29 protein-coding genes are annotated in these 25,400 nt (G+C 68.7%); 14 read left to right on the top strand and 15 right to left on the bottom strand.

Translation table 11 applies throughout. The features are described 5' to 3' along the window. The first annotated feature begins 36 nt into the window (after positions 1 to 36). Together RS83_RS17900 and RS83_RS17895 are read left to right on the top strand one after the other, a co-directional pair. Positions 37 to 1,167 carry an aminotransferase class V-fold PLP-dependent enzyme gene (locus tag RS83_RS17900; protein WP_045280772.1) on the top strand — a complete coding sequence of 377 codons (1,131 nt, stop codon included), beginning with the start codon at positions 37 to 39 and terminating at the stop codon, positions 1,165 to 1,167. A gap of 159 nt (positions 1,168 to 1,326) precedes the next feature. Continuing rightward, positions 1,327 to 2,709: a PhoH family protein gene (locus RS83_RS17895; RefSeq protein ID WP_045280771.1), complete on the top strand. Its 1,383-nt coding sequence runs from the start codon at positions 1,327 to 1,329 to the stop codon at positions 2,707 to 2,709. A 121-nt stretch (positions 2,710 to 2,830) separates the two neighbouring features. On the opposite strand, the gene RS83_RS17890 is transcribed toward RS83_RS17895, so the two are convergent. From RS83_RS17890 to xseA, 5 genes are all read right to left on the bottom strand, one after another. Beyond that, positions 2,831 to 4,252, bottom strand: coding sequence for a class II fumarate hydratase (locus tag RS83_RS17890; protein ID WP_045280770.1), 1,422 nt, complete (start codon positions 4,250 to 4,252; stop codon positions 2,831 to 2,833). Beyond that, entirely contained in the window at positions 4,249 to 4,908 is a 660-nt protein-coding gene (locus tag RS83_RS17885; protein WP_045280769.1) for a carbonic anhydrase, read from the bottom strand. The genes RS83_RS17890 and RS83_RS17885 overlap by 4 nt, the downstream gene beginning before the upstream one ends. Next, entirely contained in the window at positions 4,905 to 5,549 is a 645-nt protein-coding gene (locus tag RS83_RS17880; protein ID WP_045280768.1) for a DUF4245 family protein, read from the bottom strand. Before RS83_RS17880 ends, RS83_RS17885 begins: the two co-directional genes overlap by 4 nt. Further along, entirely contained in the window at positions 5,546 to 5,776 is a 231-nt protein-coding gene (locus RS83_RS17875; RefSeq protein WP_045280767.1) for an exodeoxyribonuclease VII small subunit, read from the bottom strand. Before RS83_RS17875 ends, RS83_RS17880 begins: the two co-directional genes overlap by 4 nt. 61 nt (positions 5,777 to 5,837) lie before the next feature. Beyond that, entirely contained in the window at positions 5,838 to 7,115 is a 1,278-nt protein-coding gene (gene xseA, locus RS83_RS17870) for an exodeoxyribonuclease VII large subunit (protein WP_045280766.1), read from the bottom strand. A gap of 136 nt (positions 7,116 to 7,251) precedes the next feature. Here xseA and RS83_RS17865 point away from each other — a divergent pair, with 136 nt between their 5' ends. From RS83_RS17865 to RS83_RS17855, 3 genes are all read left to right on the top strand, one after another. Beyond that, positions 7,252 to 8,295, top strand: a complete 1,044-nt coding sequence (locus RS83_RS17865) for a 4-hydroxy-3-methylbut-2-enyl diphosphate reductase (protein WP_045280962.1) — start codon at positions 7,252 to 7,254, stop codon at positions 8,293 to 8,295. Positions 8,296 to 8,297: 2 nt separating this feature from the next. Further along, positions 8,298 to 9,089, top strand: a complete 792-nt coding sequence (locus RS83_RS17860; protein WP_045280765.1) for an IclR family transcriptional regulator — start codon at positions 8,298 to 8,300, stop codon at positions 9,087 to 9,089. A 240-nt stretch (positions 9,090 to 9,329) separates the two neighbouring features. Next, positions 9,330 to 9,860, top strand: coding sequence for a DUF6264 family protein (locus tag RS83_RS17855; RefSeq protein ID WP_045280764.1), 531 nt, complete (start codon positions 9,330 to 9,332; stop codon positions 9,858 to 9,860). Positions 9,861 to 9,937: 77 nt separating this feature from the next. Here the strand turns inward: RS83_RS17855 and fbaA are convergent, their stop codons facing one another. Then, a complete protein-coding gene (gene fbaA / locus RS83_RS17850) occupies positions 9,938 to 10,966 on the bottom strand; it encodes a class II fructose-bisphosphate aldolase (protein WP_045280763.1) in 1,029 nt (342 codons plus the stop codon). Positions 10,967 to 11,151: 185 nt separating this feature from the next. Here fbaA and glpX point away from each other — a divergent pair, with 185 nt between their 5' ends. Together glpX and RS83_RS17840 are read left to right on the top strand one after the other, a co-directional pair. After that, entirely contained in the window at positions 11,152 to 12,138 is a 987-nt protein-coding gene (glpX, locus tag RS83_RS17845) for a class II fructose-bisphosphatase (protein ID WP_045280762.1), read from the top strand. Between the two features lie 169 nt (positions 12,139 to 12,307). Further along, positions 12,308 to 12,598, top strand: coding sequence for a hypothetical protein (locus RS83_RS17840; RefSeq protein WP_052679172.1), 291 nt, complete (start codon positions 12,308 to 12,310; stop codon positions 12,596 to 12,598). A gap of 11 nt (positions 12,599 to 12,609) precedes the next feature. On the opposite strand, the gene RS83_RS17835 is transcribed toward RS83_RS17840, so the two are convergent. Both RS83_RS17835 and RS83_RS17830 read right to left on the bottom strand, forming a co-directional pair. Beyond that, positions 12,610 to 13,962 carry a DNA recombination protein RmuC gene (locus tag RS83_RS17835; protein WP_045280761.1) on the bottom strand — a complete coding sequence of 451 codons (1,353 nt, stop codon included), beginning with the start codon at positions 13,960 to 13,962 and terminating at the stop codon, positions 12,610 to 12,612. A 91-nt stretch (positions 13,963 to 14,053) separates the two neighbouring features. Further along, positions 14,054 to 14,647, bottom strand: a complete 594-nt coding sequence (locus RS83_RS17830) for a 3'-5' exonuclease (protein WP_045280760.1) — start codon at positions 14,645 to 14,647, stop codon at positions 14,054 to 14,056. Between the two features lie 60 nt (positions 14,648 to 14,707). On the opposite strand from RS83_RS17830, the gene RS83_RS17825 reads away from it, so the two are divergent. From RS83_RS17825 to RS83_RS17810, 4 genes are all read left to right on the top strand, one after another. Continuing rightward, complete coding sequence (locus RS83_RS17825) at positions 14,708 to 15,448, top strand: class I SAM-dependent methyltransferase (protein WP_045280759.1); 741 nt, start codon at positions 14,708 to 14,710, stop codon at positions 15,446 to 15,448. A gap of 48 nt (positions 15,449 to 15,496) precedes the next feature. Further along, a complete protein-coding gene (gene ychF, locus RS83_RS17820) occupies positions 15,497 to 16,570 on the top strand; it encodes a redox-regulated ATPase YchF (RefSeq protein ID WP_045280758.1) in 1,074 nt (357 codons plus the stop codon). A 182-nt stretch (positions 16,571 to 16,752) separates the two neighbouring features. After that, a complete protein-coding gene (locus tag RS83_RS17815; RefSeq protein ID WP_045280757.1) occupies positions 16,753 to 17,019 on the top strand; it encodes a hypothetical protein in 267 nt (88 codons plus the stop codon). 28 nt (positions 17,020 to 17,047) lie between these two features. Beyond that, positions 17,048 to 17,758, top strand: a complete 711-nt coding sequence (locus tag RS83_RS17810; RefSeq protein WP_045280756.1) for a hypothetical protein — start codon at positions 17,048 to 17,050, stop codon at positions 17,756 to 17,758. Here RS83_RS17810 and RS83_RS17805 read toward each other — a convergent pair. From RS83_RS17805 to RS83_RS17795, 3 genes are all read right to left on the bottom strand, one after another. Further along, positions 17,746 to 18,588: a hypothetical protein gene (locus RS83_RS17805; protein ID WP_045280755.1), complete on the bottom strand. Its 843-nt coding sequence runs from the start codon at positions 18,586 to 18,588 to the stop codon at positions 17,746 to 17,748. The genes RS83_RS17810 and RS83_RS17805 overlap by 13 nt on opposite strands. A gap of 80 nt (positions 18,589 to 18,668) precedes the next feature. Beyond that, the gene (locus RS83_RS17800; protein WP_045280754.1) at positions 18,669 to 19,646 is read right to left on the bottom strand and encodes a cation transporter; all 978 of its coding nucleotides are present in this window, start codon (positions 19,644 to 19,646) and stop codon (positions 18,669 to 18,671) included. Continuing rightward, positions 19,643 to 20,131, bottom strand: coding sequence for a hypothetical protein (locus RS83_RS17795; RefSeq protein ID WP_231587807.1), 489 nt, complete (start codon positions 20,129 to 20,131; stop codon positions 19,643 to 19,645). The genes RS83_RS17800 and RS83_RS17795 overlap by 4 nt, the downstream gene beginning before the upstream one ends. Before the next feature lie 236 nt (positions 20,132 to 20,367). On the opposite strand from RS83_RS17795, the gene RS83_RS17790 reads away from it, so the two are divergent. Then, complete coding sequence (locus RS83_RS17790) at positions 20,368 to 20,931, top strand: alpha/beta fold hydrolase (RefSeq protein ID WP_045280752.1); 564 nt, start codon at positions 20,368 to 20,370, stop codon at positions 20,929 to 20,931. A gap of 68 nt (positions 20,932 to 20,999) precedes the next feature. Next, positions 21,000 to 22,664, top strand: coding sequence for an ABC-F family ATP-binding cassette domain-containing protein (locus RS83_RS17785; RefSeq protein ID WP_045280751.1), 1,665 nt, complete (start codon positions 21,000 to 21,002; stop codon positions 22,662 to 22,664). Between the two features lie 3 nt (positions 22,665 to 22,667). On the opposite strand, the gene RS83_RS17780 is transcribed toward RS83_RS17785, so the two are convergent. From RS83_RS17780 to RS83_RS17765, 4 genes are all read right to left on the bottom strand, one after another. Further along, positions 22,668 to 23,012, bottom strand: coding sequence for a LysR family transcriptional regulator (locus tag RS83_RS17780; protein ID WP_045280750.1), 345 nt, complete (start codon positions 23,010 to 23,012; stop codon positions 22,668 to 22,670). Between the two features lie 62 nt (positions 23,013 to 23,074). Then, positions 23,075 to 23,749 (bottom strand): hypothetical protein, encoded by a 675-nt coding sequence (locus RS83_RS17775; protein WP_045280749.1) that lies wholly within the window; start codon positions 23,747 to 23,749, stop codon positions 23,075 to 23,077. Positions 23,750 to 23,892: 143 nt separating this feature from the next. After that, positions 23,893 to 24,192, bottom strand: coding sequence for a Fe-S cluster assembly protein HesB (locus RS83_RS17770; protein WP_045280748.1), 300 nt, complete (start codon positions 24,190 to 24,192; stop codon positions 23,893 to 23,895). A gap of 106 nt (positions 24,193 to 24,298) precedes the next feature. Then, a complete protein-coding gene (locus RS83_RS17765; RefSeq protein WP_045280747.1) occupies positions 24,299 to 24,772 on the bottom strand; it encodes a GNAT family N-acetyltransferase in 474 nt (157 codons plus the stop codon). Between the two features lie 90 nt (positions 24,773 to 24,862). Here RS83_RS17765 and RS83_RS17760 point away from each other — a divergent pair, with 90 nt between their 5' ends. Further along, complete coding sequence (locus tag RS83_RS17760; protein WP_045280746.1) at positions 24,863 to 25,399, top strand: Dps family protein; 537 nt, start codon at positions 24,863 to 24,865, stop codon at positions 25,397 to 25,399. Position 25,400 lies beyond the last annotated feature (1 nt).

The raw sequence follows: 25,400 nt of genomic DNA, 5'->3' as shown, positions 1-25,400 counted from the left end.
CCGGTGGCGGAGCCGCTGACCTGTCAGAATGACGAAGTGGGTACATTCGAGGACTATCTCAGCACGTTCGACAGCGAACCCGGCTACCTGAACTGGGCCGCATTCGGCCCGCTGTCGCCCTCGGTGCGTGAGGAGATCTTCGCGGACGCCGACCTGCTGGGCAGCGGACGACCGTCGTCGCTCGCACTCGTCGCCGAACGGATCGGGCAGGCCCAGGAGCTGGTGGCCGAGCTGCTCGGGACGGATGCCGCGGAGATCGCCCTGCAGCCGTCATCCACGCAGGGGCTCCAGCATGCGCTCTTCGGGCTCGCCGGCAGCGTGATCGCCTCGACCGCGGAGTTCCCGAGCATCAGCCTGACCCTCGAACGCGCTGCCGCGGCGTCGCACGGCGCGCTCACGCCCCGATGGATCACGCCGGACGACAGCCGCGTCACCCCGGATGCGGTGGCGGAGGTGCTCGACGATGACGTCGCAGCGCTCGTCGTCAGCCACGTCGACTTCCGCACCGGTTTCCGCGTCGATCTCGCCGCGCTCCGCGAGCTGCTGGGTCCGGATCGGCTGCTGATCCTCGATGCCGTGCAGTCCTTCGGCGTGGTCGAGGCGGACTATGCCGCGGCAGATGTCGTGGTGGGTCACGGGTACAAGTGGCTCAGGGCCGGCCGCGGCACGGCGTTCGCGCGCTTCAACGCACGGGCGCGCGAACGCATCACGCCGATGCTCAGCGGCATCACCGGAGCAGCCACGGACGGGCTCCCGGTCGATGATCTGCCGACCGCCGCGGCATCAGCCAGGGCGTACACGGTCAGCGGCCCCGACACGCTCGCGGCCGGTCGGCTGGCCATCGGCGCGCGTGATGTGCGCGACGCCGGGGTCGCGGCGATCGAGACCCGCATCCAGGAGCACGTCGACGTGATCCTGGAGATCGCGGATCGGCACGGCATCGCCGTGAGCTCGCCGCTGGAGCGTGCGCAGCGGGCGGGCATCGTGGTGCTCTCGCCGGACGAGCCGGCACGTCTCGCCGCCGCGCTCGCAAATGCGGGGCTCGTGGTCACGGCGCGAGGTGCGTCAGTGCGTGTCGCAGCCCACGCCGGCACCGACACGGACACGCTGCAGCTGCTCGACGACGCACTCACAGCATTCGGAAACGAGACGTTCACGTTCGCGTAGGAATTCGTTGGCGTGTCGAGGCACCGTTCTGTCGGTGACTGGTCGTAGCTTCAAGGCATCGGGCAAAGAGCCCGGTCGAGTCGGCCTTCAGGTTCGCGACTCGTGGCCCCAGGTCGACTCGTTCTCAGGCGGGGATCATCCCCGGGTCGGGAGTGGGTCGTGACCACACGTACAGCGCAGCAGTCCACCAGCACCGCGCAGCAGTCCACCCGTAAGACGACGAGGCGGGCGTCATCCGCGGATCCGGATCAGGACCTGCGAACCTACGTCCTCGACACCTCGGTGCTGCTGAGCGATCCGCAGGCGTTCTTCCGGTTCGCAGAGCACTCCGTGGTGCTTCCGGTCGTCGTGATCTCCGAGCTCGAAGGCAAGCGGCACGACCCTGAGATCGGCTACTTCGCACGGCAGGCGCTGCGGCACCTCGACGATCTGCGCATCGAGCACGGCCGTCTCGACTTCCCGGTCGAGGTCGGCGAGGGCGGCACGCTCCGCGTCGAGCTCGCGAACACCGATTCGTCGGTCCTGCCAGCCGGCATCCGTCTGAGCGACAACGACACTCGCATCCTCTCGGTCGCGATGCACCTGTCGCAGGACGGGCAGGACGTCACGATCGTCTCCAAAGACCTTCCGATGCGCGTCAAGGCTGCCTCCCTCGGTCTTCGCGCCGAGGAGTACCTGGCCGAGCAGGCGGTCGACTCGGGGTGGACGGGGCTCACCACGCTCGACCTCTCCGGCGACGACATCAGCGACCTGTACGAGAGCGAGGTCGGGATCAGCGAGGACGCACGTGGACTCCCGATCAACACCGGCCTGATCATCCATTCCGAGCGCGGCTCGGCACTCGGCCGCGTCACCGGTGACGGCGAGTACCGGCTGGTGCGCGGCGATCGCGACATCTTCGGCATGCACGGTCGCTCCGCCGAACAGCGCATCGCGATCGACCTGCTGCTCGACCCGGAGGTCGGCATCGTCTCGCTCGGCGGACGCGCCGGAACGGGCAAGTCGGCGCTCGCGCTGTGCGCCGGCCTCGAGGCCGTGCTGGAGCGGCAGCAGCAGAAGAAGATCATCGTCTTCCGACCGCTGTTCGCCGTCGGCGGTCAGGAACTCGGCTACCTCCCGGGCGACCAGGGCGAGAAGATGGGACCGTGGGGCCAGGCGGTGTTCGACACACTCGGTTCGGTCGTCTCGGGCAACGTCGTCGAAGAGGTCATCGAACGAGGGCTCCTCGAGGTGCTGCCGCTCACGCACATCCGCGGACGCTCGCTGCACGACGCGTTCGTGATCGTCGACGAAGCGCAGTCCCTCGAGCGCAACGTGCTGCTGACGGTGCTCAGCCGCATGGGGCAGAACTCTCGCGTCATCCTCACGCACGACGTCGGTCAGCGTGACAACCTCCGTGTCGGCCGCCATGACGGCATCGCGAGCGTGATCGAGACGCTCAAGGGACACGATCTGTTCGGACACGTGACGCTGATGCGCTCCGAGCGCTCCGCGATCGCGGCTCTCGTCACCGAGCTCCTGGAGGGCGGAGAGCTCAGCTGACGATGGTGGAGAGCGGATGTCGCGCCCGCGGCATCCGCTCTTTGCCGTCTCCATGGGGCCTGTCGGGTCGGATGCCGCGAGGCACAAGGCCCCGCGGCATCCGCCGAGTGTCAGGTGTGGATCAGCCCGGGTGGGTCATCGACAGCAGGTCGAGCTTCTCGTCGAGCTGCTCCAGGGTGAGGTCGCCGCGCTCGACGTAGCCGAGGTCGATCACCGCATCTCGCACCGTGATGCCCTGGGCGACCGAGTGCTTCGCGATCTTCGCCGCTGCCTCGTAGCCGATCAGCTTGTTCAGCGGCGTCACGATCGACGGGCTCATGCCCGCGAAGGATGCCGCGCGGTCGAGGTTCGCCTGCAGGCCGTCGATCGTCTTGTCGGCGAGCACACGCGAGGCGTTCGAGAGCAGACGGATCGACTCGAGCAGCGCGGTGCCCATGACCGGGATCGCGACGTTCAGCTCGAAGGAACCGGATGCTCCGGCCCAGGCAACGGTCGCGTCGTTGCCGATCACGCGGGCGCAGACCATCAGCACGGCCTCGGGGACCACCGGGTTGACCTTGCCGGGCATGATCGAGGAGCCGGGCTGCAGATCGGGGATGTGCAGCTCGCCGAGACCCGTGTTCGGGCCGGATCCCATCCAGCGCAGGTCGTTGTTGATCTTCGTCAGTGAGACCGCGATCGTGCGGAGGGCGCCGGACGCCTCGACGAGACCGTCCCGGTTTGCCTGCGCCTCGAAGTGGTCCTTGGCCTCGGTGATCGGCAGTTCGGTCTCGGCTGCAAGCAGCGCGATGACCTTCTGCGGGAAGCCGAGCGGGGTGTTGATGCCGGTGCCGACCGCGGTGCCGCCGAGCGGGACCTCTGCGACGCGGGGGAGCGCCGACTGCACGCGCTCGATGCCGAGGCGGATCTGGCGGGCGTAGCCGCCGAACTCCTGGCCGAGGGTCACGGGGGTCGCATCCATGAGGTGCGTGCGTCCCGACTTCACGGCGGTCTTCCACAGCTCGGCCTTGGCCTCGAGGGCGACGGCGAGGTGGTCGAGCGAGGGGATGAGGGTGTCGATCAGCGCCTGGGTCACTGCGATGTGGACCGAGGTCGGGAAGACGTCGTTCGACGACTGCGAGGCGTTGACGTGGTCGTTCGGGTGCACGGTCGAACCGAGGATGCGGGTCGCGAGCGTCGCGAGGACCTCGTTCATGTTCATGTTCGACGAGGTGCCCGAACCGGTCTGGTAGGTGTCGACCGGGAACTCTCCGTCATGCGCACCGGAGGCGACCTGGTCTGCCGCCTGGGCGATCGCGTCGGCGATCGCTCCGTCGAGGGTGCCGAGTTCCTTGTTCGCGAGCGCTGCAGCCTTCTTGATACGGGCGAGGGCTGCGATCTGCGTCGATTCCAGCCCCTTGCCCGAGATCGGGAAGTTCTCCACCGCACGCTGCGTCTGGGCGCCGTAGAGCGCGTTGACGGGAACGCGCACTTCACCCATGGTGTCGTGCTCGATGCGGTAGCCCTGCGAGCTTTCGCCGCTGCGCTGGTGGGTGTCGGTCATTCCGATGCCTCCTGAGATTCGGGGTCGATGCCCACGGTGATGACGGGCACGGCCGTGCCCTCGGCGAGACGATAGTTGGCGCCGACGATGCCGAGACGGCCCTCGGCGACGGCGTTGCTGATGAGTTCAGAGGAGTGGAGCAGATCGGCGACGGTGTTGCGCAGGTGCTCGATGCCGACGAGCTCGGCGTCGATCTCGTCGACGGTCGAGCCGCCGCTCTCGGCGAGGACCTTGCGCGCTGCCGGCACGATCGGGGCGATGAGCTTCCAGATGTGCGGCGGCAGGGGAGCGGCGTCGATCGCGGTGCCGTCGATCGCGGCGCGCACCGCGCCGCAGGAGTCATGCGCGAGCACGACGATCAGCGGCACCTCGAGCACGGCGACCGCGTACTCCAGGCTCGCGACGATCGACTCGCCGATGACCTGACCGGCGTTGCGCACGACGAACAGGTCGCCGAGGCCGAGGTCGAAGATGATCTCGGCGGCGAGCCGGGAGTCGGAGCATCCGAACAGCGTCGCGACCGGGTTCTGCGCAGCAGCGAGGTCCTTGCGGCGAGCCACATCCTGGTTCGGATGCCGCGGCTCGTCGGCGACGAAACGGCGGTTGCCGTCCTGCATCTGGGCCCAGGCGGCTGCGGGGGTGAGGGGGTGCGTCATGATGCCTCCGAGAGTGCGCGGATCTGCGGGATGAGCGTCTCGGCCAGTTCCGCGGTGGACGCGGCGGACCGGGAGCCGTAGAGGAGCACGTAGTCGTCGCCAGCCTGCGTGCCGATGGCGTAGCTGACGTTCTGGTTGGAGTTGGCGCTGCCCGGCTTGAACACGTCCCACTCGACGCCGCCGATGGTCACGGTGTCGGTCGGAGCGATGCCGTTGAGCTTCTGGGGCGCCCAGGAGGAATCCGCGTCGAAGGCCTGCGCGAACCGGACGAACCCGCGCTCGTCTTCGTCTGCCGGGGCGAGCGTGACATTCCAGACCACGGTCGCACCGCTCTCGAGTGCTGCGGCGTTCACGCGCCAGAACGCGTCGGCCTCCGGCACGATGACCGGGCTGTCCATCGTGGATTCGACGTCGGCCGCGATGGCGGCGACGTCGATCACCTTCGCGGTCGTCGGCTCACCGCGCGGCACCGCGAACACGATCACCAGGACGACGGCGAGCGTCACCAGCAGCGCGGCGACGAGACTGCGCATCGTCTGGCTCGAGCGGTACGCCTTGCTCGATGCGGCCTTGCGGGCTGCGGTCTCCTCCGGGGTCTCGGGACGACCGAGCTCGGCGACGATCGGGGCGGGCTTGTTCATGCCTCCGCCTCATCGGATGCCGAGGAGCGGGCCGCGTCGAGCCGGCGCTTCGCGCCGAGGAGCCATTCCTCGCAGCGGGCAGCGAGGGCCTCACCGCGTTCCCAGAGTGCGAGCGAATGCTCGAGTGTGGGGGAGCCCTGTTCGAGCTCGGCGACGACCTTGACGAGTTCGTCGCGAGCGGCCTCGAACGACAGGGTCTCCACGGGGGTGTCGTTCAGCGCGCTCACTCCTCCATCCTACGGCGTGCGGCTGACAGAGATGGCGGCCGAATGGACGCACCGGGAGCGGTCACGACTGTTCGGCGATCTCGCCCTCCGAGCGGGCCGCGAGCGAGCCGCGGTCGACCGTGATGGTCAGGGCGCTGCCGGCGGGAGCATCCGCCGCATCCCGCAGGATCACGCCCCCCTCGAGGTGCGCGATCGCGTAGCCGCGGGCGAGCGTCGCAGCGGGCGAGAGCGCTCGCAGGGAGGCGCGCAGCTCGCTGGTGCGGCGACCGGCGAGGTCGAGCCGGCGCGTCACGGTGTCGCGGCCGCGCGACAGCAGCAGCCACAGCTCATGCGCACGGGTGTCGATGATCGGCGCTGGCGACCGCAGCACCGGGCGCGATCGCAGCTGCTCGAGCTGCGCGATGTCGTGGGAGAGGCGCTGCGTGAGCCGTGTCGTCGCGCGCGAGCGCAGTTGGGCGATCAGCGCGCGCTGCTCACCGACGTCGGGGACGACGCGTTTGGCGGCATCCGTGGGCGTGGAGGCGCGCAGGTCCGCGACGTCGTCGAGCAGCGGGTGGTCGTTCTCGTGGCCGATCGCACTCACGACAGGCGTGGATGCGGCGGCGACGGCACGCACGAGGCGCTCGTCGCTGAAGCCGAGGAGCGTCTGCGGATCGCCGCCGCCGCGAGCGATGATGATGACGTCGACCTCCGGGTCCGCGTCCAGTCGCGCCAGCGCGGCGAGCGTGTCGGGGACGCATCGGTCGCCCTGCACCGCGGCGTACTCGGTACGGAAGCGCACCTGCGGCCAGCGCAGCTCGGCATTGCGGTGCACATCCTTCTCGGCATCCGATCGCTCACCCGTGATCAGTCCGATGACGTGGGGGAGGAACGGCAGGCGCTGCTTCCGGGCCGGGTCGAACAGTCCCTCGCGGCGCAGCTGGGCTCGGAGCTTCTCGAGCCGTTCGAGCTGATCGCCGAGGCCGACGTGCTTCATCGCGGACACCGCGAAGCTGAAGTCGCCGGACTTCACGAAATAGTCGGCCTTGACCGCGGCCACGACATGATCGCCGACGGCGAGGTCGGACGGGATGCGGCCGCGCACGCTCGACCAGATGCGGATCGAGATCTGCGCATCGGACTGCGTGTCCTTGAGTCGGGCGAAGACGTTGCCGCCCCGCACGTTCCAGGACGTGATCTCGCCCTCGACCCAGACCGTGTTCCAGCGGGCGATGAAGTCGCGGATCGTGCCGTTCAGGCGTGCGACCGACGTCGGTGCGTCTGCCGTGGAGTCCCGCGGCGCGACGGCATCCGCCGGGGGAGTCTCGCCCGGGGCGGTGCTGGCTTCGAAAGCTGTCATCTGTCGCGTGTCGTCCTGCTCATGCTCGTGGTTTACAACCCTACGAAGCCGGTGTCGAGTACCCAGGCCCCTCCAGGGCAGGCGCCGGTAGAATCGAGGGGTGACCTCGACTGTCGTTCATCTCCCTGCCCCCCGCATCCCACGAGTGCGCGCGGCGTCCGGGCGGCTTCAGGATAACCCCGTCGTCGGACAGAAGCGGGTTCTGCTCGCCGCTCCCCGCGGATACTGCGCCGGCGTCGACCGTGCGGTCGTCGCCGTCGAGAAGGCGCTCGAGCGCTACGGCGCCCCCGTCTACGTCCGCAAGCAGATCGTGCACAACATCCACGTCGTCACCGAGCTCGAGGACAAGGGTGCGATCTTCGTCGAGGAGGTCGACGAGGTCCCCGAGGGAGCACACGTCGTCTTCAGCGCGCACGGCGTCTCGCCGGCGGTCGTGAACGCGGCATCCGATCGCGGACTGCACGCGATCGACGCGACCTGCCCGCTGGTCACCAAGGTGCACCGCGAGGCCGTGCGCTTCGCGCGGGACGACTTCGAGATCCTGCTCATCGGCCACGAGGGCCATGAGGAGGTCGAGGGCACCGCCGGTGAGGCGCCCGATCACGTGACGATCGTGAACTCCCCTGACGACGCGGACCGCGTGCAGGTCAAGGACCCGTCGAAGGTCGTATGGCTCTCGCAGACCACGCTCTCGGTCGACGAGACGATGGAGACCGTGAACCGCCTGCGCAGTCGGTTCCCCGAACTGCACAACCCGCCGTCCGACGACATCTGCTACGCCACGCAGAACCGCCAGGTCGCGATCAAGAAGGTGGCTGCTGCCGCTGATCTCGTCATCGTCGTCGGCTCGTCGAACTCGTCCAACAGCGTTCGTCTGGTCGAGGTCGCCCTCGAGTACGGTGCCAAGGCCGCCTACCGCGTGGACTACGCCGAAGAGGTGCAGCAGGAGTGGCTCGACGGCGTCGAGACCGTCGGTGTCACCAGTGGCGCCTCGGTGCCCGAGGTGCTCGTGCGCGAAGTGCTCGCGGCGCTGGACGACGCGGGATACCGCGACGTCGAGGAGATCAAGACGGCTGAAGAGGATCTGATGTTCTCGCTGCCCAAGGAACTGCGTCAGGATGCTGCAGGGCAGCGCGACGCACGGGCGCTGGGCGGACGTCCCTCCGGAGGAGGCGCGTAACGTTGAACGCCGCGGAAGCGGAACCGACGCTGATCGGATCGGTGCAGCGGGCCCTGCGGCTCGTCGACATCGTCGCGAACTCGCCGCGACCGCTTCCCGTCAAGATGCTGGCCGCGATCACTGGGCTCACGCCCGGCACGACGTACAACCTGGTGCGCACCCTGATCCATGAGGGGTACCTGACGTCGGAGCCTGACGGCCTCGTGCTGGGGTCCCGGTTTCCGGCCTTCCAGCAGGAGACCGACTCCCGCGGGGTCTTCCTCGCGCGGGTGCGCTCGGCGCTCCGTGAGGTCACCGATGAGGTCGGCGCGACCGCGTACCTGTCTCGGTACGCGGACGGCGAGATGCACCTCGTCGACATCGTCGATGCGGTGCACAACCCCAGGGTCGAGCTCTGGGTGGGTCTGCAGTCGAGTGGGCACGCGACCGCGCTCGGCAAGCAGATCCTCGCCGAGCTGCCGGACGAGGACCGCCTCGACTATCTCTCCAGGCACCGGCTGGAGGAGTTGACGCCGCGCACCATCAGCAATCGCCGCACGCTGCTCACCCAGCTGGAGCACTCCCCGGGGTGGGTCATCGACGAGGAGGAGTACGCGATCGGCGCCACCTGCGTCGCGGTGCCGGTGCTCGCGCCGAACCTCACGGCATCCCTCGCGATCTCGCTCCCATCCGACCAGGCGGTCGTCAATCGGGCGCTCGTCACGAAGCTGCAGCGCTCCGCTCGGCGGCTGTCGTTGCAGCTCGGCGCGCACTCCTTCGACGCTGCGGAGTTGGCCGGCGAGTTCACCATCTGAAGAAACCGGGCTGGTGGAGTGCCGGTCGCCTTCCCTATGATCAGGAATGTAGCGGTCTGTGCAAACGGCCCTACTGGTCGACGGATCGTCCCCAGCGTTCCGTCACCGACCTGGATGAAGAGCGTCCCCAGCGCACTGAGTCCGCGGCCCCGAGGAGTCCCCAATTCTCCGGGGCCGCCATTCTTTTTCCGGCACCGGCAGCTGAGAACCGCACAGATCAGGTGCGGTTAGCATGGCGAGATGACCGATCAACGGCCCCAGTACGGCGAACTCGCGACACCTGAGGAGCAGCGCCGAGCCGCAGGGCTCCCGCCGCTCGGCGAGCTCCCGCCGGCGCCCCCGGTGGTGCAGTCGCCGCCATCCGAGCCTGCCGAGCAGGCCCGTGGTCTGAGTCGCTCCCGCCCCGTCGACCGGTTCGCGACGATCGGTCTCCTCGCCTACGGCCTCGTGAACGTCGTGATCACGAGCGTGTCATACCTCGATCTGCCGACGGTCATGGACCAGAGCATGAAGATCTTCGGGATCGACGGCGAGTTCTCGAACTTCGCGCAGGGGAGGCTGTGGGGAACAATCGCTGCGGCCCTGCTCGTGGTCGGTTGGGCGCTTACGGCCGCGCTCTCGATCCGGCGGCTCCGGCGGGGCAAGCTCACGTGGTGGGTGCCGCTCGTCGGCGCCGTCATCACGATGGCGGTCGTCTCGGCCTGCATCGCGGTGCCGATGTTCAACGACCCGGCGTTCATCGCCTACCTGGAGCAGATGCCCGGCGGTTGACCGGATGACATGAGACGAGGCGCCCGGCTGATCAGCCGGGCGCCTCGTTCACTTCGATGGGCTCAGTGGCCCGTCGCTCAGCTCTTGGACTGCCCGTACGAGCCGAGCTGGCGCGTGGACTCGATGACGCGTGCGGCCATCGCGGTCTCGGCGACCTTGCCCCAGGCGCGCGGGTCGTACTGCTTCTTGTTGCCGACCTCGCCATCCACCTTCAGCACGCCGTCGTAGTTCTTGAACATGTAGTCGGCGATCGCGCGCGTGTACGCGTACTGGGTGTCGGTGTCGATGTTCATCTTGATGACACCGTTCGCGACGGCGAGTGCGATCTCTTCGTCGGTCGAGCCGGATCCGCCGTGGAAGACCAGGTCGAGCGGCTTGGCGCCCGTGTTGTACTTCGCGGCGACCTGCGCCTGGATGTCGCCCAGGAGCTCGGGGCGCAGCTTCACACCACCCGGCTTGTACACGCCGTGCACGTTACCGAAGGTGAGCGCGGCGATGTAGCGGCCCTGCTCGCCGAGGCCGAGTGCCTGGACGGCCTGGTCGACGTCGGCGAAGGTCGTGTAGAGCGCGTCGTTCGAGCCCTCGTGCGCGACGCCGTCCTCTTCGCCGCCGACGACGCCGATCTCGACCTCGAGGATCGCGTTGATCGCCTTCATGCGGGGGAGGAGGTCCTTGGCGATCTCGATGTTCTCCGCGAGCGGCACGGCCGAGCCGTCCCACATGTGCGACTGGAAGATCGGGTTGCGCCCGGCCTTGACCTCTTCTTCGGAGGCGGAGATCAGCGGCTCGACGAAGCCGGCGAGCGCATCCTTCGGGCAGTGGTCGGTGTGCAGGGCGACGGTGATCGGGTAGTTCTTGGCGACCTCGGTCGCGAACCGCGCGAAGGCCAGCGCGCCGGTGGCGCGTGCCTTGACGGTCTGACCGGCGAAGTAGTCGGCTCCACCCGTGGTGACCTGGATGATGCCGTCGGAGCCGGCCTCGGTGAGTCCCTGGAGGACGGAGTTGATGGTCTGCGAGCTCGAGACGTTGAATGCCGGGTACGCGAAGCCGCCGGCCTTCGCGCGGTCGAGCATTTCGGCGTACTGATCCGGGGTGGCGACTGGCATGAGAACTCCTGCGTATAGGTGAGCCGGGACAGCTGTCACTCTATCGGGGAGCGCGATGCGTTTCCGCAGTCGAGCGCGTCGCTACGGATGCGGCGTCCTACTGGATTGTTAAGAAGCTCGAATCCTTCGTTCTCTGGGAGACGAAAGGAGCCGATTCTGCGTGCCTCGATGGCTAGGCTGACGTCATGGTGAGCCTGACAGCAGATCTGAGTCCGCTTCGTCCCGACCGTAACCTCGCGATGGAGCTCGTGCGCGCCACCGAAGCTGCGGCGATCCGGGCGGTCCCCTTCATCGGTCGAGGCGCGAAGGAGGCCGCTGACGGTGCTGCGGTCGACGCGATGCGCGCATTCCTCGGCACGGTCGACTTCCAGGGCCGCGTCGTGATCGGCGAGGGCGAGAAGGACAACGCGCCGATGCTGTTCAACGGCGAGGTCGTCGGGACCGGTCGTGGCCCGCTGTGCGACATTGCCGTGGACCCGATCGACGGTACCTCGTTGACGGCTGCCGGTCGCCAGAACGCGCTCTCGGTGATCGCCGTCTCCGATCGCGGCACCATGCTCGACGCATCCACCGTGTTCTACATGGACAAGCTCGTCACGGGGCCTGCCGGTGTCGGTGTCGTCGACATCCGGCTGCCCATCGGCGAGAACATCCGCAAGCTCGCCGGTGCGCTCGGCAAGCCGGTCGACGAGATCGTGGTGTCGGTGCTGAACCGTCCGCGTCACGAGCAGCTGATCCAGGAGATCAGGGATGCCGGTGCCGGCACGCGTCTGATGAGCGATGGTGACGTCGCCGGTGGCATCAACGCTGCACGCCACGACGCTCGCACCGACATGTGCGTCGGTGTCGGCGGCAGCCCGGAGGGCATCGTGACCGCCTGCGCGATCAAGGCGCTCGGCGGGCACATCCAGGGTCGTCTGTGGCCGCGTGATGACGACGAGCGTCAGCACGGCATCGACGCCGGTCTCGACATGGATCGCGTCTACGAGGCCGACGATCTGGTGCAGGGCAACAACACGATCTTCGTCGCCACCGGTGTCACCGACGGTCAGCTGGTCGCCGGAGTGCGGCGCGAGCGCGGCTACGTGTACACCGAGAGCGTCGTCCTGCGCGGCGCGTCCGGCACGCTGCGGCGCATCGCGTCAGAGCACCTCGTCTCCAAGTGGCTCTGACAGTCGTCGTTCCCGTCGCATCCTGACGCGACGGCGGGCATCGTTACCGACCCGGTATCGCCTCTGCCGGAGCCGATCCCCTCTTTCCAGCGACCCCGTGTGACAATTGTGACTGGGTTTGTCGCCGTCGCGGAGCCCCCAGGCACCGCGGGCAGAGGAGGACGAACAGATGACAACGCAGCAGACGCGTGGCTCCAAGGCCGCACCGACCAAGATCGTCACGACGAATACCGGACGCATTCTCCGGGTGAGCGCAGACGTGGAACAGGGCATTGCCGTCCCTCCCGTCGCGGTCGCCCCGGCACCGACGGCGGTCGATCCCGCTCGCCGCGCTGACGTGCTCTTCCGCGTCCGCCGGGATGAGGGCCACGAAGTCAGTGCGTGGTGGATGATCGGCGCGTTCTTCGCGACCAGCGGACTCGTCATCCTGCTGCTGAGCGGCGTCCCCGGCATCGCCTGAGCGTCGCCCCGCTAGTCGGCGTCGGCGCCTCGAGTGGACCTGTCGTCGCTGTCGAGCAGCCGACCGCGGATGTCTCCGACGTCGGCGAGCATCGCGCCCTGCACGCTCTCGATCGTGTCGTGCGTGACTGTGCTGCCCCGGTCGAGCGTGTCTTCGTGCTCGGTCGTGGTATCCGGCTCCGCCTCGGTCGTGTCGACGAGTTCCGGCGCAGTGAACCGTCGCGCCGGGGCAGTGACGGGCTGCGGCTTCGCGTCGAGAGCCGATGAGTCGATCCCGGGGAACTGCCGGGCGGTCACGAGCACCCGGTTCTCGAGCGAGCCGGCGAACTTGTTATAGCTGTCGACCGTGCGCTCGAGCGCACGCCTGAGGTCATCCGCGTGTCCTGCGAGCACTCCGAGCCGGTCGTAGAGCTGGGTGCCGAGCGCGAGCAGCGCGCGCGCCTCGGTCGAGACCTCCTGTTGCGTCCACGTGTACGCGACCGTCTTCAGCACAGCCCAGAGGTTGACCGGTGAGGCCAGCGCGACTCGACGACTGAACGAGTAGTCGAGCAGTGTCGGGTCCTCGTCGATCGCCGCGGCGAGCAGCGACTCACTCGGCAGGAAGCAGATCACGAACTCGGGGCTCGCATCGAGGCCCGACCAGTACGCCTTCTTCGAGAGCGCGTCGACATGAGCCCTGACCGCCTTGACATGCCGCTGCATCAGCGTGCGTCGCTGCGCTTCGTGCGCATCGCCTGCCGGCAACGCCGAGGCTTCGAGGTAGGCATCGAGCGGGACCTTGGCGTCGACCGGGATCGAGGCGCCCCCAGCGAGGCGGATCACCATGTCGGGGCGGCCCTGACCGCGGTCGGAGGCGATCGTCGCCTGCAGGTCGAAGTCCACGTGCCTGGTGAGTCCTGCGGCCTCGACGACGCGCCGCAGCTGCGTCTCGCCCCACACGCCTCTGGTGGCCGTCGAACGCAATGCGCCGGCGAGCGACTCGGTGGTGGCGCGGAGCGCCTCGTCGGATTCCTGCGCACGTCGCAGCTGCTCGGCGAGGGTGCCGAACTGCTCGTGGCGCTCCTGCTCGATCGTGGCGACCTTGCTCTGCATCTGCTGCAGGCTCTCGCGCACAGGGGCGAGCGCAGTGAGGACGGCGTTCTGCTGCTGCACCCGGAGCGCCTCGGCGCGCTGCTCGGCCCGCGAGTGCTCCACCGCATCGCGGTACAGGTCGTACTGCCGATCGCGGTCGTCGCGAGCCGCTGCGAGCTCGGCCTCGGCGCGCGCCAGCGTGGCGGCCCCTCGTCCGGCATGCAGCGCCCAGCCGAGCGCACCGCCGGCGGCGAGGGCCGCGAGCACGAGGAGAACGATCAATGCAGCATCCATGTGCCCATCGTGCCCGAGGGGTCGGACATCGGCGGGAGCGGCGCGGCCGGCCGGTCGCGCCGGGCAAACGGGCGGCCCCAGGTGGTGCCGGCTAGGCGACAGCGCGCTCCGGCACACGAGCCGGCGGCTGCGTCACACGCAGGCTCAGTGCGTCGGCGAGCTCGTGCACATCCGCTGCACCGACACGACGAGCGGAATCGATCACGATCTGCGCGCAGGCGCGAGCATCCGCCAGCGCGTCGTGGTGCGAGAACTCGGCGAATCCTGCGGCTGCGGCGGCAACCGGCAACCGGTAGGAGTCGAGGTCATAGACCTTCCGCGCCACCTGCAGGCTGCAGAGCGAGCGGTAGGGCGGGCAGTCGCCGCCGGTGGCTTCCGAGGCGCGGCGCAGCACGTTCAGATCGAAGCCGGCATTGTGCGCGACCAGCACGTCGTCCCCCGCGAACTCGCAGAGGCGGGAGAACTGCTCGGTCCACGTCGCCGCCGAACGCACGTCCGAAGCGTGGATCCCGTGGATCCGCACGTTCCACTCCTGGAATTCGTCGTGACCGGCCGGAGGCTGGATCAGCCATCCCGTCATGGCGACGACCTCGCCGTCGCGCACGCGCACGAGTCCGACGGAACAGGCGGAGGCAGGGCTGGAGTTCGCGGTCTCGAAGTCGATGGCGGTGAAGTCCAGGGGCACGTCATTCACTCTCTCCCGCGGATTCGGCACGGCCCGGATGACTCGCCGTAGGCTGGCGACATGGCAGATGAGCGGGCGACGTCTTTCGGTGCACGGGCGGGCGACTACGAGGCAGGACGACCCGAATATCCCTTCGCGGCGGTCGCATGGATGCTCGAGCCGATGCCCCATGGGTCGCGACGGATCGCTGACGTCGGCGCCGGCACCGGCAAGCTCACCCGCGCCCTGCTCGCGGCACCGGATGCCGAGGTCATCGCGCTCGATCCCGACCCGGCCATGCTCGCGACCCTCAGCGTCTCGATCCCCGGCGTGCCGACGTTCGTGGGCTCGGCGGAGCGCCTGCCGCTGCCGGATTCGAGCGTCGATGCGGTCGTGCTCGGGCAGGCGTGGCACTGGGTGGAGCCGGTCGCCGCCTCGGCCGAGATCGGCCGCGTGGTGCGGTCAGGGGGAGTGCTCGGGCTGATCTGGAACATCCGCGACGAGCGCCAGGAGTGGGTGCGCCGGCTCACCGCGATCATGCACGGCAGTGCTGCCGAAGAGATGCTGGCGGCGGGCGACCCCGTCGTGTCCGCGCCGTTCGGCGTGCTGGAGCAGGATTCCTGGGAGTGGTCGCGGCCGATCACCCGGTGGCAGCTGCACAGCATGGCGTCGTCGCGCAGCTACGTGATCACGGCATCGGGCGACGAGAAGGCCCGGATCCGCCGCGAGATGGACGCTCTGTTCGACGAGCTCGGCCTCGACGCCGACGACACGATCGACCTCCCCTACGTGACGGGGGCGTTCCGCACCGTTCGTGACTGAGCGCCCTCCCCGCATCCGCAGCATCCGCGACCGGTAGACTCCTACCCCGTGGCTCTCACTATCGGCATCGTCGGCCTGCCCAACGTCGGCAAGTCCACCCTCTTCAACGCACTCACCAAGAACGACGTGCTCGCGGCGAACTATCCGTTCGCGACGATCGAGCCCAACGTCGGTGTGGTGAACCTGCCTGACCCTCGGCTCGACACGCTCGCCGGGATCTTCGGCAGCGAGCGCATTCTGCCTGCCGCGGTGTCGTTCGTCGACATCGCCGGCATCGTGCGCGGAGCGAGCGAGGGCGAGGGACTCGGCAACAAGTTCCTCGCGAACATCCGCGAGGCGGATGCGATCGCTCAGGTCGTCCGCGGCTTCGCCGATGACGACGTCGTGCACGTGGACGGTGCCGTGAACCCGGCATCCGACATGGAGACGATCAACGCCGAGCTCATGCTCGCCGACCTCGAGACCGTCGACAAGGCGATCGCGCGGTACGAGAAGGAAGTGCGCGGCAAGAAGATCGAGCCCGTCGTGCTCGAGACCGCCGTCGCCGTGAAGGATGCGCTGGAGCGCGGCGTGCTGCTCAGCGTCGCCGGCATCGACCTGACGCCGATCCGCGAGCTCGGACTGCTGACCGCCAAGCCCGTCATCTTCGTCTTCAACGTCGACGAGGCGGTGCTGACCGACGACGCACGCAAGGCGGAACTCGCCGCGCTCGTCGCTCCGGCGAAGGCCATCTTCCTCGACGCCAAGATCGAGTCGGAGCTGATCGATCTCGACCCGGAGGATGCCGCGGAGCTGCTGGCCTCGACCGGTCAGGACGAATCGGGCCTCGACCAGCTCGCGCGAATCGGCTTCGACACGCTCGGACTGCAGACCTACCTCACCGCCGGACCGAAGGAAGCCCGCGCCTGGACGATCCCCAAGGGCTCGAAGGCGCCGCAGGCCGCCGGTGTCATCCACACCGACTTCGAGAAGGGGTTCATCAAGGCGGAGATCGTCTCGTTCGACGACCTCGTCGAGACCGGCTCAGTGGTGGAGGCCCGTGCCAAGGGCAAGGCCCGTCTCGAGGGCAAGGACTACGTCATGCAGGACGGCGACGTCGTGGAGTTCCGCTTCAACAACTGAGGCGGGCGTTCATGCGCGGCTGACGGAGCGCCCCGTTCGTGTTCGATTCCGTCTCGTCGGATGTTGCACGTGTCCGCCGTCGCAAGCCAGAATGACGAGCAGGCTGCCTGACGGTGACGTCGTGGAGCTCCATCAGACGAGACGCAACGACTCGTGTGAACTCCACGAACCGGAAAGCCCTCATGACAACGGTCTCCACTTCGCCGCGCACCAACACGCTGGCGCTCGTCAGCTTCATCGCCGCATTCATGATCCCCGTCGCCGGCGCCATCCTCGCCGTGTTCGCACTCCGTCAGCTGAGGACGCCAGGAAACCGGGAGACCGGAGCCGGGCTCGCCCGGTGGGCGCTCGTGATCGGGCCTGTGGGGGCCCTGATCCAGCTGGGCTTCATCGTCGTGTGGTTCAACCTGTTCTTCTCCGCTCTCAACGGTCAGCCGGTCGGCGGCTGATGCTGGCAGCACCGACCGGAGCGGCAGGTTGAGCATCTACTCGTTCCATCTCGCGCGGATGCCGGTGATCGCCGCGATCGGCGGGATCCTTCGCGCGCCGAAGGCGCCGGGGCTCCGCCACATCGAGGTGCTCGCCGGCATGCAGCTGGGGGCGCCGGTGGTCTCCACGCGGCGGATGCAGGTGCGCAGAGTCGCAGTGTTCGCCGAGTGGGCGGACGAAGCCGCGCTCGAGGAGTTCCTGGCCTCGCATCGGTTCGGGCGCGAGCTGGACAAGGGCTGGCACCTCCGGCTGCAGTTCGTACGCCGGTGGGGTGCGGTGCGCGAGCTGTCGGCGCTTCCGGAGGTGGCTGGTCGGATGAAGCGTGACGAACCTGTGGTCGCGGTCACGCTCGCTCGGATGCGGTTGCCGGAGCTCCCGCGCTTCCTGCACTGGGGGCGGCCGGTCGAGCGCCAGGTGCGGGATCATCCCGAGACGACGCTCGCCACCGCGGCGATCCGTGCGCCGCGGACGATCTCGACCTTCTCGATCTGGACAAGCACCGCCGCCATGACCGGCATGGTGTTCGGCCGCGATGATGGCGCAGCCGCGCACCGTCATTCCAGCGCGATGGCGGAGCGCGAGCGGCGCGACTTCCACCATGAGTTCACGACGATGCGGTTCCGGCCGCTCTCCGAGCATGGGGAGTGGGAAGGACGCGGTGACTACGTGCCCTGGGGTGACCGCGCTCAGTCGAGCTGATCGAGTGCTTCCTGCGCCTCGGCGACCGCGTTCGAGGCAGCGGTGAGGTCGTCGGCCGTCGCCGCTTCGCGCTCCTCGGCGGTCTGCAGATCGACTTCGGCTCGCTCGGCATCCGTCCTCGTCTTCGCGAGCTCGGCTTCGAGCTCGGCGATCCGGGCGTGCAGATCCTCTGAACGCCGGTCGGCATCCTTGCGTGTCGTGTCGGCCTTCGTGTGGGCGCGCTCGGCCTGATCGCGTGCCTTCTCGGCCTCGCGGAGTGCGCGCTCCGCGTCGCGTCGCCGACGACGCGCGCCGACCTCATCTGCGGGGGCGGGCGACGGCGACGGCGCATCAGGCATCGCGCCAGCGACCACAGTGCCGAGATCGACACCGCCCGACGACTCCAGCTCGCGGATGAGGCGGCCCGAGGCGACGGCCGCAGCCGCGTCCGGGTCGAAGAATGCGGCCGAGAGCGTCTGCTGCACCGCGTCGAGTGTTGCGGGGGTGACGCGCTCGCCGCGAGCCTTCGCCAGCTCGGCAGCGCCCTGGGCGAGGCGGCGAGTGAGCGCTCGTCGCTCTCTGCCGAGCTTCGCCAGCGTCTGGGCGTCGAGATCCTCCTGCGCCTCGCGCAGCTCCTCCGCGAGCTGCAGCGCCTCGGAGAGCTGATCGGCACGCTCATGAGCGAACACGTTGACGACCCAGGCGGCGATCGACGGCTTGCGAAGTGCCTTGACCTGCGCCGACAGCGCAGCACCCGCGTCTTTGGCCTTGGCATCCCGCGCTGCGATGAACTCCGCGGGCGGACCGCTGTAGAGCTCGGCGGCGATCGACTCCAGCGTCTCATCGCTCATCGTCGTCGCTCCTCCCGTGGCTGACCCGGCCGCTGCGGCAGCGGCACGAGTCTATGGCCGCGTCGCACCCGACGGTGCCGTCACCGCGCCGGGTCCGCCTCGACCGGCAACTGTTCGGCCGGGACGATCACCACGTCCTGCACCTTCCAGTCGAGGTCCGCGATGCCCTGCGCGACGGTCGTGACGTCGCGAACCGCGACCTTGCCCCGCCGCGGCACGACGAACGCCTCCACCTGGAAGACCTGGCCCTGGTCGCGCAGGCGCACCGCAGCATCCCGCACCCACGGCTGCGCACGCAGATACGCGACGATGTCGTGGGCGAGCGGATGCGGCTTCGCGCTGTCGTAGGTACGTGCCCGCTGGTCTATCAGATCGACGACGGCTGCCTTGGTGTTGCGGACACCGTCCCAGATGATGCCGAGCGAGATGAAGATCGCCGCCGCACCGTCGAGCCACCACACCCCGGCCCCGACGCCGAGCACGCCGACGACCGAGGCGACGGTGGTCTGCCAGTCGGCCTTCGCCATGTCGGCATCGGCGTAGAGGAGCTTGTTGTGCAGCACGGGCGCGAGTCTGGCCTTGGCCGGGCCGTAGAAGAAGATCGGGCCGACGATGACGACCGTCATCACCGCGACCATGAGCCACCCCAGCCAGATCGTGTGCCCGAACAGCTGCACGGTTCCGATGGTGGGATGCTCGCCCGCGATCAGACCGATCACGGATTCCACGGCGAGGTTCGCGCCGACCACGAACAGGGCGACGCCGGCGACGAGGTGTCCGATGCCCATCGCGCGATGCAGGCCGTAGGGATGCGTGCGGTTCGGACGGCGTCTGACGAACAGCAGCGCGACCAGGAACGCGACCTGGGGGATCAGCGACAGCATGTCCTCGATCCATGCGGTCCGCATCGCCTGCGAGTTGCCGACCACGAGCGCGATCACCGCGATCGTGACGCTCGTGTAGGCGATCGTGAACCACTCCCAGCGGACCGCCGATCGCAGCGCTCTCGCCTGCTCGGGAGGGAGGTCGGTGCGTCCGAACTCGTGGACCCGACTCATCGTCCGATCTCCTCATCGAGGAACCCCTCGAGACGCGACAGGAACGCGTTCTCACCGAGCGGCACGAGCATCACGAGCTCGCGCCCGTCGGCCCCGTCGATCCCGCGGTAGCCGCGGCTGACCCCCGCCTTGTCGAGCCAGGGCGTGTCTGCGGTGATGCCACCGGCGATCAGATCGAGATCGCCGCTCTCCAGCATCCGCACCAGCGATTCCTCGGTGGCCACCGTCCAGGTCGGCTTCGCGTCGATGCTCGCGGCGAAGTCGTCGACCAGCTCGACGACGGTCCCCGAGGGGGTGCCGCCGTCGGTTCGCACCAGATCGCCGTCCGGCGAGACGCCGACCCGGAGCTCGCCCCCGCTGACCGACTCGAGGGTGCCATCGGGATCTGCCGGGATGCTGAGCCCGCAACCTGCCAGGAGAACGGCCACGAGCGCAGCAGTCATGGCGCTCGAGATCGCGCGGATGGATGATCGTCGGATGCTCACCGACCGATCATGTCGGATGCTCACCGACCGATCATTTCGAGCACCGGCACGAGCTCGGAAGCCGATTGACGTGCTCGGCGTCGAGGAGTAGAGGCGGCAGCGAGGGAAGGTGCGCCTTACCCTGCGGCCGGATACGCTTGATGCGGCCCGCTCGGGCGTCCCCACGAACACCGGACGACCTGTGCCGCGCCTGCTGACGAACGCTGCTGACGAACCCCGCGAGGAGACTGCTGAGAATGGTCGACACCCAGATCTTCGAACCCGATGGACGTGCGATTCCCTTCGTGGATGAGGGCGACGGACCGGTTCGGCTGGTGCTCATCCAGGAGCGGGGACTCTCCGCCGACGTGCTGGGCGTCGCGGCGCACTACCTCGCGGAGGAAGCAGGCTTCCACGTCCTCCGGGTCGGCCACCGCGCCGACACCGAGGCCACGCTCGACGAGCGCGTCGCCGATGTCCTCGCCGTGGTCGATCACGTCGGCATGGACGATGCCTGGATCGGCGGACACGGATTCGGCGGCACGATCGCCCGCGCACTCGTGGCGGCGCACGTCGCGCGCGCGAACGGACTCCTGCTGCTCGGGGTCGAGGACGTGGACATCCCGGTCGCCCCGGCCATCCCGGTGCTGATCGTGCAGGGAACCGAGGACGACGACAACCCTGCTGCGAACGCGGAGCGCCTGCAGGCCACGATGCCGGACCGCTCGAGCATCAAGACGATCGCCGGAGACCACCTGTTCCCGATCCATCACCCGATCGAGACGGGCGTGATCATCGAGGAGTACCTGGACTGGGACTGACCGCGCACACGACGTCGAGCACGCTGCGACTGGCTGAGGAGCGCGTGCGCGACTGAGAAGATGGTCTGATGACCGCAACGCTCGTCGCGCAGCACCTCGCCGGTGGCTACGGCCATCGCATCCTCTTCGACTCGCTCGATCTCACCGTCTCGCCCGGAGATGTCGTCGGTGTCGTCGGTGTCAACGGCGCAGGCAAATCCACGCTGCTGCGTCTGCTCGCCGGTGCCGACGCGCCGGCCGGCGGCACGATCTCATTCGCGCCGTCCGACGCTTTCGTCGGATGGCTGCCGCAGGAGCACGAGCGGGTCGAGGGCGAGTCGGTCGCGCAGTACATCGCGCGGCGCACCGGGTGCGCGCAGGCTACGGCCGACATGGATGCCACGGCGGCCGCACTCGCGGACCCCGCCCTCGCGCCGGCGGGAGTCGACCCCGCTGACGCCTACTCGACGGCACTGGACCGGTGGCTCGCCAGCGGCGCGGCCGACCTGGACGAGCGGATTCCTGCGGTCCTGGCCGAGCTGGGCCTCGAGCTCGAAGGCGGTGCGGCCGAGGACGCGCTGATGACCTCGCTCTCCGGCGGACAGGCGGCACGCGTCGGCCTCGCGGCCCTGCTGCTGTCGCGCTTCGACATCGTCCTGCTCGACGAGCCGACCAACGATCTCGACCTCGACGGGCTGGAGCGCCTGGAAGCCTTCGTGCGCGGTCTGCGTGGTGGTGTCGTGCTGGTGAGTCACGACCGTGAATTCCTCGCCAGGGCGGTGACGCGAGTGCTCGAACTGGATCTCGCGCAGAACTCGCACCGCATCTACGGCGGCGGCTATGACGCGTACCTCGAGGAGCGGGCCACGGTGCGGCGCCACCTGCGCGAGAAATACGACGAGTTCGCCGACAAGAAGGCGGACCTGGTCGCTCGGGCGCGGACCCAGCGGGAGTGGTCGAGCCAGGGTGTGCGCAATGCCATGAAGAAGGCGCCGGACAACGACAAGATCCGCCGGAAGGCGTCGACCGAGTCCAGCGAGAAGCAGGCGCAGAAGGTGCGGCAGATGGAGAGCCGGATCGCGCGGCTCGACGAGGTCGAGGAGCCGCGCAAGGAGTGGCAGCTCGAATTCACGATCGGTTCGGCGCCCCGGTCGAGCTCGGTGGTGTCGACGCTGAGCGCCGCGGTGTTCCGGCAGGGCGACTTCACGCTCGGACCGGTGTCACTGCAGGTGAATGCGGGGGATCGGATCGGCATCACCGGTCCGAACGGCGCCGGGAAGTCGACACTGCTGCGAGGGCTGTTGAGGCGTCAGAATCCGACTGAGGGGTCGGCGAGCCTCGGTGCGAGCGTCGAGATCGGCGAGATCGATCAGGCGCGGTCGCTCCTGGTCGGATCGACACCGCTCGCCGACGCGTTCGAGGCGCTGGTGCCCGAGATGGCATCCGGCGAGGTCCGCACGCTGCTGGCGAAGTTCGGACTGCGTGCCGACCATGTCGCGCGCGCGGTCGATGGGCTCTCACCGGGGGAGCGCACGCGGGCCGCGCTGGCGCTGCTGCAGGCCCGAGGCGTGAACCTGCTGGTGCTCGATGAGCCGACGAACCATCTCGACCTCGCGGCGATCGAGCAGCTCGAGCAGGCGCTCGAATCGTACGAGGGCACGCTGCTGCTCGTCACGCACGATCGACGGATGCTGGACACCGTGCGCATCGAGCGTCGCTGGCAGGTCGAGCGCGGTCAGGTCTCCGAGCGATAGGGCCTAGCGGCCCTGCCGCTTCTTGTATGGCTTGGGCTGGCCCTTCACGATGGGCGCGCGGCCCTTGCCCTTCGACGCCTTCGCCTTGCCGCCGCCCGGTGCCTGCTGCTTCGGCGCAGGTGCCGGTGCTGCGGCGACCGTCTGCTGCGCCTCGACCAGCAGCAGCTCGCCGACCTTCGTCAGACGCGTCGGGCTCTCACGATGGATGACCGGATGCCCGACCTCCTCCTCGAGCTTGTCGATCGAGGTGTGCAGCGAGGCCAGCGGGATCCCGAGCTTCTCGGCAGCTCGTGGAAAGTGCAGTTCCTCGGCGAGGACCACGAAACGACGGAGCAGTGCGATCTTCACGGGAACCCTTCGACGGCGCGCGGGATGCGCGACGTCTTCCAGGGTACGCGGTGGGGGAGCGCTCAGATGTCGCCGAAGTCGTTCGACGGCATCTGGATCTGGGTCACGGTATCCCCGTCGAGGAGGAACAGCGTGAACTCCTGGCCGACCGAGCCGGGTCGGGACAGCGAGGACGTATCGGGTACATCACGGCCGCCGAGACGGAGTTCGGTGGCTGTCGCCGGATCGCTGTCCTCGGTCAGCGTGGAGGCTCCGGCCGCGAGCAGGTCGCTGCGGGAAGAACCGACTGTGAGACCGAGATCCGTCACGATCGGTACCGCTCCGACCTCGCTGCGGGTCACGGCGACGGACGCCGGCCCTTCGCCGTTGGCGTAGACGATGGCCGAGATGCCGTCCCAGGCATATCGGACGAGTCCGGAGTCACCGCCATACGGTCCCTCGAGCGGTTCGCCGACCGGGAGTTCTCCGATGACCTCGTGGAGCAGGGCGATCAGCGCCGCACCTTCGGCGAAGCTGGCGCTGCGACTGCCCGAAGCGTCTGCGAACGAGATTCCGTCGATCGTGACAGTGAGCTGAGCGACCTCGGCCGGCGGCGTGGGGGCCTCGGATGCGGACGCCGACGGCGTTGCCGAAGCCGAAGTCGAGGGCGACTGCGCTGGAGCGGGGTTCGTGCATCCGGTCAGGAGGCCGATGGCGATGGCGCCCGCAGCAAGCGGGAGAAGGACGCGGTGTGACATGAATCGATCCTAGAAGCAGGTATCGTGTGCAGCCCGCCGTGGCATGACCCCCGCTGATCAATCGTTATGAAGAATTCGCCGCGGTCGCACGCAGAGACGACGGATGCCGCGACCCAGTGGGCCGCGGCATCCGGAAATCTGCGTCAGGCGACCTGCGGGAGCACCGCGAACGACACGGACCCCTCGTCGTCGACACCCGCATCGAGGATCTTGTCCTCGAGCGCGGTGGCCGCGGTCTCGTCGAGGAACAGACGGGTGCCCGACACCTCGACGATCTGATCCTGCGGTTCGGGGTCAGAGGTGACCAGGACGGCGAGTCGTGCGCCGCCTCCCGCTTCCGGTGCGGGTGTGGAGTGGATGCGAAGCCCTGCTTCTGGCGTATCGCTCTGACGGCTCACGAGCGTCGTGACGATGGCGGTGGCGTTGTCGGTGAGGGTGAGCATGCGCTCTCCTTCCGTTCGGGGCATGCCGCGGTCGCGACACGTCCGGGCAACGATGCCCCACGTGGCGTCGGGCTTCAACCCCCTTGCGGCGGTTCGGAGGAACCTCCTATGTTGCGAGCCGCTTGCGCATGAAGACCTGCTCCGTGCCGTCGCCGTCCGGCACGCGTTCGCTCGCTGAGTAGCCGCACCGCTCGTACAGCTCGATGTTCGCCTCGCTCAGACTGCCCGTGAACAGCTCGGCTTCCGCGGCTCCCGAGCGTTCCTCCGTCGCCTCGAGCAGGAGCCGTCCGATGCCCTCGCCCTGCTGGTCGGGCGCGACCGCGATGCGGCCGATCAGCAGCAGCTCGCCGTCGATCCGGTAACGGATCGAGCCGACGAGGCGTGCCCCTCGGCGCGCACCGAGCGCGCTGCCCTCGTGCAACTCGGCGACCACCTGCTCCAGCGTCTGCGTGAGCGGCGGCATGTCCGTGCTGCCGTAGATCTGCGCCTCAGAGACGAACGCGGCTCGCTGCAGGGTCAGCACCTCCCCGGCATCCGTATCGGTGAGCGGGGTGATCGTGACTTCGAGTTCTGTGTGCATCGTGCTCCTTCCGTCTGCCACGATCCGGGCGGCGAGTCTGCGCTGTCAACCCCCTCGGGTGGGGCGCGCCTGACGAGTACCGTCGCGTGCATGGCTGAGAACACGAAGACGAAGTCCACCACGACGCGCGGCTCCAAGACGACGCGACGGCAGGGCGCAGAGCGCGGCTTCACGGCCTCGAAGGAGCTCGCCGCCAACCTCCAGGTGGTGCTGGTCGATCTGCTCGAACTCGCGCTGCAGGGCAAGCAGGCGCACTGGAACGTCGTCGGGCAGAACTTCCGCGACACCCACCGCCAGCTCGACGAGATCATCGACGCGGCGCGCGAGTTCAGCGACACGGTCGCCGAGCGGATGCGCGCCCTGCACGCCGTGCCGGACGGACGCAGCGCCACGATCGCCGCGAAGACCTCGCTGCCGGAGTTCCCGGCGGGCGAGGTGTCGACATCGGAGACGATCGACCTCATCACGGAGCGCCTCGACGCCACGGTCGCGACGATGCGTGGCGTGCACGACGAGGTCGACGAGGAGGACCCGACCTCCGCAGACATCCTGCATGCCGTGATCGAGAAGCTCGAGCAGTTCGCGTGGATGGTCAGCGCCGAGAACCGGAGCCCCGCCGGACGCTGAA

The sequence above is a fragment of the Microbacterium oxydans genome, assembly GCF_000956525.1.
GTDB classification, from domain to species: Bacteria; Actinomycetota; Actinomycetes; order Actinomycetales; family Microbacteriaceae; genus Microbacterium; species Microbacterium oxydans_A.
Note: the sequence above shows the minus strand (reverse complement) of the source record. Positions and strands in the feature narration are given on the sequence as shown.

Bases quoted from the DNA above. Each gene is read 5' to 3' on its own strand.
- RS83_RS17840 (WP_052679172.1), top strand. From the start codon at position 12,308: ATGACAACGCAGCAGACGCGTGGCTCCAAGGCCGCACCGACCAAGATC.
- RS83_RS17815 (WP_045280757.1), top strand. From the start codon at position 16,753: ATGACAACGGTCTCCACTTCGCCGCGCACCAACACGCTGGCGCTCGTC.
- RS83_RS17890 (WP_045280770.1), bottom strand. From the start codon at position 4,252: ATGACCGACACCCACCAGCGCAGCGGCGAAAGCTCGCAGGGCTACCGC.
- RS83_RS17775 (WP_045280749.1), bottom strand. From the start codon at position 23,749: ATGTCACACCGCGTCCTTCTCCCGCTTGCTGCGGGCGCCATCGCCATC.
- RS83_RS17825 (WP_045280759.1), top strand. From the start codon at position 14,708: ATGGCAGATGAGCGGGCGACGTCTTTCGGTGCACGGGCGGGCGACTAC.
- RS83_RS17880 (WP_045280768.1), bottom strand. From the start codon at position 5,549: ATGAACAAGCCCGCCCCGATCGTCGCCGAGCTCGGTCGTCCCGAGACC.
- RS83_RS17805 (WP_045280755.1), bottom strand. From the start codon at position 18,588: ATGAGCGATGAGACGCTGGAGTCGATCGCCGCCGAGCTCTACAGCGGT.
- RS83_RS17835 (WP_045280761.1), bottom strand. From the start codon at position 13,962: ATGGATGCTGCATTGATCGTTCTCCTCGTGCTCGCGGCCCTCGCCGCC.
- xseA (WP_045280766.1), bottom strand. From the start codon at position 7,115: ATGACAGCTTTCGAAGCCAGCACCGCCCCGGGCGAGACTCCCCCGGCG.
- RS83_RS17765 (WP_045280747.1), bottom strand. From the start codon at position 24,772: ATGCACACAGAACTCGAAGTCACGATCACCCCGCTCACCGATACGGAT.
- RS83_RS17770 (WP_045280748.1), bottom strand. From the start codon at position 24,192: ATGCTCACCCTCACCGACAACGCCACCGCCATCGTCACGACGCTCGTG.
- glpX (WP_045280762.1), top strand. From the start codon at position 11,152: ATGGTGAGCCTGACAGCAGATCTGAGTCCGCTTCGTCCCGACCGTAAC.
- RS83_RS17785 (WP_045280751.1), top strand. From the start codon at position 21,000: ATGACCGCAACGCTCGTCGCGCAGCACCTCGCCGGTGGCTACGGCCAT.
- RS83_RS17790 (WP_045280752.1), top strand. From the start codon at position 20,368: ATGGTCGACACCCAGATCTTCGAACCCGATGGACGTGCGATTCCCTTC.
- fbaA (WP_045280763.1), bottom strand. From the start codon at position 10,966: ATGCCAGTCGCCACCCCGGATCAGTACGCCGAAATGCTCGACCGCGCG.
- RS83_RS17855 (WP_045280764.1), top strand. From the start codon at position 9,330: ATGACCGATCAACGGCCCCAGTACGGCGAACTCGCGACACCTGAGGAG.
- RS83_RS17885 (WP_045280769.1), bottom strand. From the start codon at position 4,908: ATGACGCACCCCCTCACCCCCGCAGCCGCCTGGGCCCAGATGCAGGAC.
- RS83_RS17800 (WP_045280754.1), bottom strand. From the start codon at position 19,646: ATGAGTCGGGTCCACGAGTTCGGACGCACCGACCTCCCTCCCGAGCAG.
- RS83_RS17760 (WP_045280746.1), top strand. From the start codon at position 24,863: ATGGCTGAGAACACGAAGACGAAGTCCACCACGACGCGCGGCTCCAAG.